This is a genomic window from Streptomyces prasinopilosus, from assembly GCF_001419695.1.
Taxonomy (GTDB): domain Bacteria; phylum Actinomycetota; class Actinomycetes; order Streptomycetales; family Streptomycetaceae; genus Streptomyces; species Streptomyces prasinopilosus.
Genome location: NZ_LIRG01000589.1, coordinates 1 through 8,451, shown reverse-complemented (window position 1 = coordinate 8,451; position 8,451 = coordinate 1). Strand labels below are relative to the sequence as shown.

Genomic DNA, 8,451 nt, shown 5'->3' with positions numbered 1-8,451 from the left:
GGCGGCGTGGTCGATGCCCTCCTCCACGTCGCCGCCGAGCCGGCCGCGCAGGTCCTCGAGGACCTTCTCCTCGCCGACGGCGACCCACTTGCGGCCGACGAGGTAGAAGCCGCCGTAGTCCTTGGCCGTCTCGATCCACTCGCGCTGGCCGCGGTCGGTGGCGAAGGTGGCGAGGACGTACTTCTGCCTGCCCTTCTCGCAGATGGCCTGGCGGATGGTGTCGGCGTCGGTCTGCATGTTCGGCTCGCACCTCACCTCGGCCGCCAGGTGCTCCAGGCTGCCGGTGGCCGTGACCGGCGCCCCGCTCCGCCCGTCGCCGTTCGCGTCCTCACCGCCGGACCCGCAGCCCGCCAGCGCCAGTACCGCCACCGCGCCGGTCAGCGCGAGCATCGGTCGGGTCAGCCTCATGAGTTCCTCCGGTCCTTCCGGCGACATGCCGCACGGAGCCCCGGCGAGGGGCTCTCCGCCTTCGATACGGCCCGGGGGCCCGGAGTGCTCAATCGGGTGACCCGCGGGCGCGTCGCTCGTTCTGACAGACGTGCAGTCACCGCATGCCGCCCAGCGCCCCGCCCCCTCTTCCCCCGACGGACCGCTCGTCGACGTCGGGCAGGCCGAGGCCGCCCTCGTCGAGCACTATCCGCGGCTCGTCCGGCTCGCGTACCTGATGCTGCCGCCGGAGCCGGGCGACCGGGGCCGGCGGGTGCTGACCGCGCACGCCCTGGTGCAGCGCGCGCTGCCCCGCGGCCGCACCGCGGCACCGGCGGTCCCCTCCCGGCCGCGGCGGTCCGGCGGCGGCCGGGCCGCGCACTCCGCCCGGTCCGGGCGGCGGGCGGACCGGGCCGGCCGGAGTGACCGGAGTGACCGGACCGACCGGCCCGCGTGGGCCGCCGACGGGGACGGCGGTCCCGGGTACGCGCTGGTCCGGCTCCAGGTGGTGCGGACCGCGCTGCGGGCGAGCCCGTCACGCGGGCGCAAACGCGGGGCGCGGCGCGGCCGGGCCGGGCGGCCGGCCCTGCCCCCGCCGCTGCCCCAGGTGTGGGGGCTGCGCCTGTTCCCCCGGTCCGGGGGCGCCGACGAACTCGCCCTGGAGCAGAGGCTGTCCGCCCTGTCCGGTGCGGCCCGCGCCGCCTGGGTGCTGCGCGGCCTGGAGCGGCTCGCGGACGACGACGTCCGCGCGGTGCTCACCGACGCGGGTGTGCCCGACGCCGCGGGGGCGCTGCGCGAGGCCGACCGGGTGCCGGCCGAGTACCGGCTGCTCGGCTCTCCCGCGTTCGATCCCTGTGCGCTCCAGGCCCGGCCCACCGATCTGGTGCGGCGCCGCCGGCGCCTGAAGGCCTCGTTGGCCGCCGGAACCGCGCTCGTCGTCTGCGGCGCGTTGTTCGGGCTGCCGGACGACGGCTGGGGCCCCGGCGGTGCCGCCGCGCCGCCGTACGCGCTGAACCGGTCCGCGCAGGCCGCCCTGGACCCGGGGAAGCTGACCCGGGTCTCCCCCGCCGCCTGGAAGACCTCCGCGCGGACCGACTTCTCCGTGTGGCCGGCCCGCGGCGACCTGGCGGGCGACGCGGCCCTGCTGCGCCGGGCCCTCGCCGTGTGGGCCCGGCCCGGCGGGCGGGTGCGGGTGTCGGCGACGCCGGGCACCCCGTCCGGCGGTCCGGCCGGTCCGCCCCAGCTGCTGTACGCCGGGACCGTCGACAACGCGCGCGTGGTGGTCCTCCACGACGGTCTGCGCATCACCAGGTACGCCGAGCCGCTGGACGGCACCGGGGGCGCCGCCCTCGACTTCGCCCGGGTCGACGGCGCGGACCGGGCGGGGGCGAGCGCGCTGGTGCTGGGCCGCGCCGACGGCAACGTCCGCTACCTGACGGCGCCCTGGGTCCGTTCGGCCGGTGCGCGGGACCTGCGCGAGCCCGGCGCGGACCCGGCGGACCTCGCCCTCACCGGCGGGGTGACCCCGCCGGTGGCCGGCCCGGCCCCGGCGTCCGGCGCGTGCGCCTCGTGGAACGTGCTGGAGCTGACCGACGGCACCGGCACCCGGCTGGTGACCGACCTCGGCGAGCTGGTCCCGGCCGTGCTGACCGCGGGGCGGCCCGGGGCGGCCCGCGGGGCCGCCGGCGGCGAGGTGTCGCGCACCTGGTCGCCGTTCGCCTGCTCCCTGGCGTCGATGCGCTCGGCGGGCGTGCGGAGCGTGAACGCGTGGGCCTTCGCCGAGCAGCCGCTGCCGGACGCGGCCGGGACGGGGACCTCCCTCCCGGAGGGCGGGGGCGGTTCGGCGTCCTGGGTGTGCACCCGGGCCGAGACCTGGCGGGGCGGCGGCACCCTGGTGCAGGCCCAGTTCCACACGCCGGGCGGGCCGTCCGGGGTGGTGGCGGCCCGGGCCGGGGACGTGCCGCAGTGCGGGGAGCGTGAGCCGCGGGTGCTGGCCGGGGTGCTGTGGAAGTCCGGGGCGGGCACCTGGTACCTGCTGGCCGCCGGCAGCCGCGGCACCGCGTCGGTCACCGCGACGGGCGGGGTCGAGGGCACCGCGCGGGGCAACCTGCTGGCCCTGGAGGCCGAACGGGGCGCCCGGGCGGACCTGGAGGGCACCCTGGAGAACGGGGAGCGGGTCACCGGACTCCGCTGAACCGGGGCGGCCCCGCCGTGGGCGGTCCGGACCGCACGCCCGCCGCCGCCCGGTCCGGACCGTTCACGGCCGGATCCGATCGGTAGGCTGTGTGCATGACTACCGGGGTACGCCGCAGAATGGGAGTCGAGGAGCGCCGGCAGCAGCTGATCGGCGTCGCCCTCGAACTGTTCAGCCGCCGCTCGCCCGACGACGTCTCCATCGACGAGATCGCCTCGGCGGCCGGCATCTCGCGCCCGCTGGTCTACCACTACTTCCCCAGCAAACTCAGTCTCTACGAGGCCGCGTTGAGCCGTGCCGCGGACGATCTGGCGTCGCGGTTCGCGGAGCCCCGCGAGGGCCCGCTGGGGGCGCGGCTGATGCGGGTGATGGGCCGGTACTTCGACTTCGTCGACGAGCACGGGCCCGGTTTCTCCGCCCTGATGCGCGGCGGTCCGGCGGTCGGCTCCTCGACCACCAACGCGCTGATCGATTCCGTGCGGCAGGCCGCGTACGAACAGATCCTGTCGCACATGGGCGCGGTGGATCCGCCCGCGCGGCTGGAACTGGTGGTGCGGTCCTGGATCTCGCTCGCCGAGTCGACGGCGCTGATCTGGCTGGACGGCCGCCGCATACCGCGCGCCGGGCTGGAGACCCAGCTGGTGCACGACTTCGCCGCGCTCTGCGCCGTCGCCGCGGCCCACGACGAGGAGCTGGGCGCGCTGCTGCGCGACCTGCTCAAGGACGAGCCGGGCGACGGACCGTTCGTCGACCTGGTCACCCGGCTCGTCGCCCTGGCCCGCTGAAGCGGGCGCCCCCGCGGTGGCGCGGGGGCGCGGGTCACTCCACGAACTTGCGGTACGACGGGTCGAGCTCGCGCACTTCGGCGGAGACGTGCAGGGTCCGGCCCCCGTCCGTCCGCACGTGCCGCCGCACCAGTTCCAGGACGGCCTCGGTGAGCCGGGCCTTGGTCTCCTCGGTCCGCCCGGGGAGCAGGGCGATGTGGACGTGCACCAGGGCGTGGTCCTCCTCCTGCTCGTGGCCGACGAAGACGTCGTCGGTCGGGCGGAACCGGGTCTTGCACCCCGGGAGCGTCGCGGCCGCGATCTCCACCACGGTGGTGTGCAGGTCACGGGCGAAGGCGGGCCAGTCGTGGTCGAAGCCGTGCTTCAGCTGTGCGGAGTAGTCGACGGTGATCTGCGGCATGGGTGGGCCCTCCGGTTCCGGGTCGGAGGGCCCACCCTAGCTTCCGCGGTGGTGCGTCCGGGTGGTCAGCCGGCCGCGGTGAACACCGCGACCGAGCGGGCCGGGACGGTGAAGGTGCCGGTGTCCGGCGCGTAGGACGCCGTCTTCACCACCGCGTCCGAGCCGGCCGCCTGCACCGGGTGCAGGCGGTGCTCCGTGCCGGCGAGGGCGCCGACGCGCTGTTCCCGCCGGTCCGGTGTGGCGTTGAAGACGACGACCAGGTCGCCGAGCTTCATGGTGATCACGCCGGGCGTCTCGTCCTTCCCGGACAGCGGGAAGGAGAGCCGGGACTGCACCTGGTCCGCGGTGCCGAGGGAGAAGGCCTTCTCCGTCGTGCGGATCCTCAGCAGGTCCTGGTAGGCGGCCGTGGTGCCCCGGATCTGCGGGCAGCCGACCTTCACCGCGCCCAGCAGGGGCTTGGCGTGGGGCCACTTGTCGGCGTTGTCGGCGGCCGGCGGCAGACCCCGGCCGAAGCCGTTGCCGGCCGCGCAGTTCCAGTGGACGGCGTTGAACCAGTCACCGCTGTCGTAGGAGTTGCGGTCCAGCGACTTGGAACGCAGCAGGTCGGTGCCCGCCTGGGAGAGCGCCGGGCCCTGGGAGAGGGTGGCCGTCGCCATGGCGAGGACCTGCATGCGCGCCCGGTCGTCGGCCGACGTGTCCTTGGGCAGCTTGAAGGCGAGCGCGTCGAACAGCGACTCGTTGTCGTGCGCGTCCGCGTAGGCGAGGGCGTCGCCGGGCGCGGCGGCGTATCCGGCGGGTGCGCCGTTGTAGTCGACCTGGGAGCCCTTGACCTCCTTGCCGCTGGTGTCGGTGAAGGTGTAGTCGGCGAGGTTGCCGGAGAGCCCCACCTTGATCAGGTCCTGGTAGTGCAGCAGCCGGGCCCTCTGCTCGGCCTCGGTGCCGTTGGCCTCGGAGGAGTTGGGGTCGGTGTAGAGGCCGGAGGCGAAGCCCTGCACGCCGGGGTCCTCGTCGAAGGGGCCGCCGCCGCGGACGGCGTCACGGGCCCGGTCGGAGAAGGTGGCGATGCCGGTGCCGGCCATGTTCTGCTGGGTGGCCTGCTCGAAGCGGGCGTCGTCGGCGATCTCGCCGAAGTTCCAGCCCTCCCCGTACAGGATGATCTTCTTGCCGTCGACGCCGTCCTTCTCGGGCGTGAGCGCGTCCAGGGCCTTGCGCACGGCGAGGATGTTGGCCTTGGGGTGGTGGCCCATGAGGTCGAAGCGGAAGCCGTCGACCTTGTACTCCTTGGCCCAGGTGACGATCGAGTCGACGACGAGCTTGCCCATCATGGCGTTCTCGGGCGCGGTGTTGGAGCAGCAGGTGCTGTTGGCGACGGAGCCGTCGGCCAGCAGGCGCTGGTAGTAGCCGGGCACGATCCGGTCCAGGACCGAGGTCCTGGCCTGGCCGTGGGACGCGGTGTGGTTGTAGACCACGTCCATGACGACCCCGAGGCCCTCCTCGTTGAGCGCCTTGACCATCGCGCGGAACTCGACCGTGCGGGCGGTGCCGTCCGGGTCGGTGGCGTAGGAGCCCTCGGGGACCGTGTAGTGGTACGGGTCGTAGCCCCAGTTGTAGGCGTCCTTGGCCGCGGTCTTCGCCACGCACTCCTGCTGCTTGTCGGAGTCGGCGGGGTGGGCGGCGAGGTCGCAGTCGACGGTGGCCTGGTCGGACTTCCTCTCGGGGATGGTCGCGATGTCGAAGGCGGGCAGCAGGTGCACGTACGAGGTGCCGGCCTCGGCCAGCTTCCGCAGGTGCTTCGAGCCGTCGCTGTCCTTGTCGGTGAAGGCCAGGTAGGTGCCGGGCCGCTTCGCGGTGCGGTCCTCGACGGAGAAGTCGCGGATGTGCAGTTCCTGGATCTGGGCGTCCTCGAGCGGCACGGCCTCCGGCTTGTCGAGGGACGTCCAGCCCTCGGGGGCGAGGTGCCGGTCGCCGAGGTCGACGACGAGGCTGCGCTCGGAGTCGGTGGTCAGGGCGACCGAGTAGGGGTCGGTGACCTTGTTGGTGACGAGTTCGCGGGTGCTGGGCGCCCATACCTTCACCGCGTACCGGTAGGGCTTGCCCTTCCAGGACGCGGGGCCGGTGACGGACCAGACGCCGGTGGCGTCGTCGCGCTTCATGCGGGCGGTGGTGCCGCCGATCTCCAGCGAGACGCTCTGCGCGGTCGGCGCCCACACGGAGAGCGTGGGCCGGCCGGCGCGGAAGACGGGGCCGAGGTCCGCCTTCGTCGCGCCGGCCGCGTACAGGTCGTCGAGGACGCCCGCGGTCTGCACGCCGGTCGCCGCGAGGACGGCGCCGTTGGAGGCGTACTGGGCGGCGACGACCTGGCCGCGCAGGGCCTCGCGCACGCGGTCCCGGTCGCGCGGGTCGACGGTCCGGGCGGTGCCCTTCGCGAGGTGCGGGAACTTCGCCTTCTGGGCGTCGGTGAGGGTGGTCTTCGCCAGCCGGAGCACACGGGTGTCGTCGCCGAGGACGAGCGTGCCGTCCTTCGCCGTGACCGAACCGGTGCGGGAGGCGAGGAGCCGGGTGGAGGCGGCGGCGTCCGAGCCGTCCCAGACGACGGTGTCCCGGTCGATCCAGACCGCCTTGGAGGTGGTCAGGTCGAGGGCCGCCGCGGAGCCCGCGGGCTGCGGCAGCAGGTGCTTCTCCTGGCCGCTCAGCAGCCACACCTCGTGGCCGTCGGCCCTGAGGTCGAGCGACCGGTCGGAGGGGAGGTCCTTCTCGTCGCCCTTGTGGAGGATGTAGCTGAGGCTGGTGGCACCCTCGGCGAGCGGCACCTCGAAGACCGCGCCGTAGGAATCGGTCCTCACCGGTTCCAGGGGCTTCGACCAGTCGGTGGGGTTCGCGGCGCCGGTCCAGGTGTGCAGGCCCCAGCCGTCGTAGTTCCCGTCGGCACGCTGGTAGTGCAGGACCGCCTTGGTGGTGTCCTGCGCCGGGTACTCGGGCCGCTCGGTGGTGACGGTCTCCTTGCCCTGCTCGATCCAGACCTCACCGGTGCGGGTCAGGTCGATCGTGCGGTCGGTGGCGACGTCCTTGTCGCCGTCCTCGTCGATGACGAGGAAGCCGAGGTCGGACGCGCCCGGCTTGAGCTTGACGTGGGCGAAGGCGCCGTAGGCGTCGCGGCCGGTGAAGGGGTGGCTGTCCGGCCATTCGGTGGCCTCGCCGTCGGCGAGGTCGCCCCAGGCGTACAGGCCCCAGTCGTCGTAGTCGCCGTCGGCGCGCCGGTAGTGGACGACCGCGTAGTCGCGGGAGGCGGCGGAGGGCGGCGCCTCGACGGGCGGGGTGCCGGTGGTGGAGGCGGCCAGGGCGCTCGCGGTGCGTCCGGCCGAGTCGATCACGACGGCCTTGTGGCGCAGGGCGGTGCCGACGGGGACGTCCTCGCCGATGGTGTGGGTGACCTTGTGCGGGGCGTGGTCGGAGGAGCCGAGGGTCTGCCACCTGCCGTTGCCGGTCTGGGCGGCGAAGACGACGCGGTTGAGCTGTCCGCCCTCGACGTCGGCCGTGAGCTCGACGGTGCCGGTGGCGCCGGCGCCGGGGGCCTCGAGGGTGACCGACGGCTTCGCGGCGGGCCCGGCGGGCTTGCCGGACGCCTTGAGGACGATCGCCGAGCCCGCCGGGACGGTGACGGTGATCTTCCTGTCGGCGCCGCTGGTGACGGTGGCGTCGGTGCCGTGGAGGCCGCGGAAGGCCGTGCGGGCGGAGTTCGTGGCGAAGGTGGCCTTCTTCGCCTCGCCGGCGTTGTTGAAGGCGACGACGTATTCGGTGGTGTCCCGGCCGGTGCGGGTGCCGGTCGCGGTGCGGGAGAAGGCGTAGACGCCGGGGCCGTCGGCCGCGTACCGCTCCTGCTGGGCGCCGTCGGTGAGGGCGGGGTGCGCCTTGCGGAGCTTGGCGAGGGCGCTGATCTGCCGGTAGAGCGGGGCCTTCGTGTCGTAGGTGTCCTCGGCGTGGGTGCGGTCGGTGCCGATGAGGTCGTCGTCGAGGTAGTCGGCGGTGCGGGAGGCGAACAGGCTCTGGCGGGCGTCCTTGTCGCCGCCGGCACCGGTGAAGCCCTGCTCGTCGCCGTAGTAGACGACGGGGTTGCCGCGGCTGAGGAACATCAGCTCGTTGGCGAGCATGTCCTTCTTCAGCAGTTCGGCGTCGGACGCCTCCGGGTCGTCCTGCTTCAGGAACGTCCCGATGCGGCCCATGTCGTGGTTGCCGAGGAAGGTGACCTGCTCGTAGGCGTTGGCCCGGTCGGTCGTGTACTTGTGGTCGTCGCCGAAGACGGAGGCCAGCTTCTTCGCGCTGCCGCCCTGGGAGGCGTACTGGCGGGCCGCCTCCTGGAACGGGAAGTCGAGGGTGGCGTCGAGGCGGCCCTCGGTGACGTAGGGGGCGGTGACGTCGGTGTCGGCGGAGTAGACCTCGCCGAACATGAAGAAGTCGTCGCGTCCCCGCTTCGCCGCGTAGGCGTCGAGGGCGGTCGCCCACTGGGTCCAGAACTCCATGTTGACGTGCTTCACGGTGTCGATCCGGAAGCCGTCGATGTCGAAGTCCCTCACCCACCGCTGGTAGATCTTCTCCATGCCGTCGACGACCTCGGGACGCTCGGTCCACAGGTCGTCGACGGCATGGAG

5 protein-coding genes are annotated in these 8,451 nt (G+C 73.9%); 2 read left to right on the top strand and 3 right to left on the bottom strand.

All coding sequences use genetic code 11. From position 1 onward, the window contains the following. Window positions 1-408: hypothetical protein (locus tag AOK18_RS22825; protein WP_055695552.1), on the bottom strand; the 408-nt coding region annotated here is incomplete at its 3' end. A gap of 130 nt (window positions 409-538) precedes the next feature. Here AOK18_RS22825 and AOK18_RS22820 point away from each other — a divergent pair. Together AOK18_RS22820 and AOK18_RS22815 are read left to right on the top strand one after the other, a co-directional pair. Then, window positions 539-2,620: a hypothetical protein gene (locus tag AOK18_RS22820; protein ID WP_055695551.1), complete on the top strand. Its 2,082-nt coding sequence runs from the start codon at window positions 539-541 to the stop codon at window positions 2,618-2,620. Window positions 2,621-2,715: 95 nt separating this feature from the next. Next, window positions 2,716-3,405 (top strand): TetR/AcrR family transcriptional regulator, encoded by a 690-nt coding sequence (locus tag AOK18_RS22815; protein WP_079105134.1) that lies wholly within the window; start codon window positions 2,716-2,718, stop codon window positions 3,403-3,405. Window positions 3,406-3,439: 34 nt separating this feature from the next. Here AOK18_RS22815 and AOK18_RS22810 read toward each other — a convergent pair whose 3' ends face one another. Together AOK18_RS22810 and pulA are read right to left on the bottom strand one after the other, a co-directional pair. Then, window positions 3,440-3,805, bottom strand: a complete 366-nt coding sequence (locus AOK18_RS22810) for a 5-carboxymethyl-2-hydroxymuconate Delta-isomerase (RefSeq protein ID WP_055573317.1) — start codon at window positions 3,803-3,805, stop codon at window positions 3,440-3,442. Window positions 3,806-3,870: 65 nt separating this feature from the next. Further along, window positions 3,871-8,451: pullulanase-type alpha-1,6-glucosidase (pulA, locus tag AOK18_RS22805; protein ID WP_055695549.1), on the bottom strand; the 4,581-nt coding region annotated here is incomplete at its 5' end.

What these genes read in the sequence shown, in the direction of transcription:
- AOK18_RS22815 (WP_079105134.1), top strand. Translation starts at nt 2,716, where the DNA reads ATGACTACCGGGGTACGCCGCAGAATGGGAGTCGAGGAGCGCCGGCAG.
- AOK18_RS22810 (WP_055573317.1), bottom strand. Translation starts at nt 3,805, where the DNA reads ATGCCGCAGATCACCGTCGACTACTCCGCACAGCTGAAGCACGGCTTC.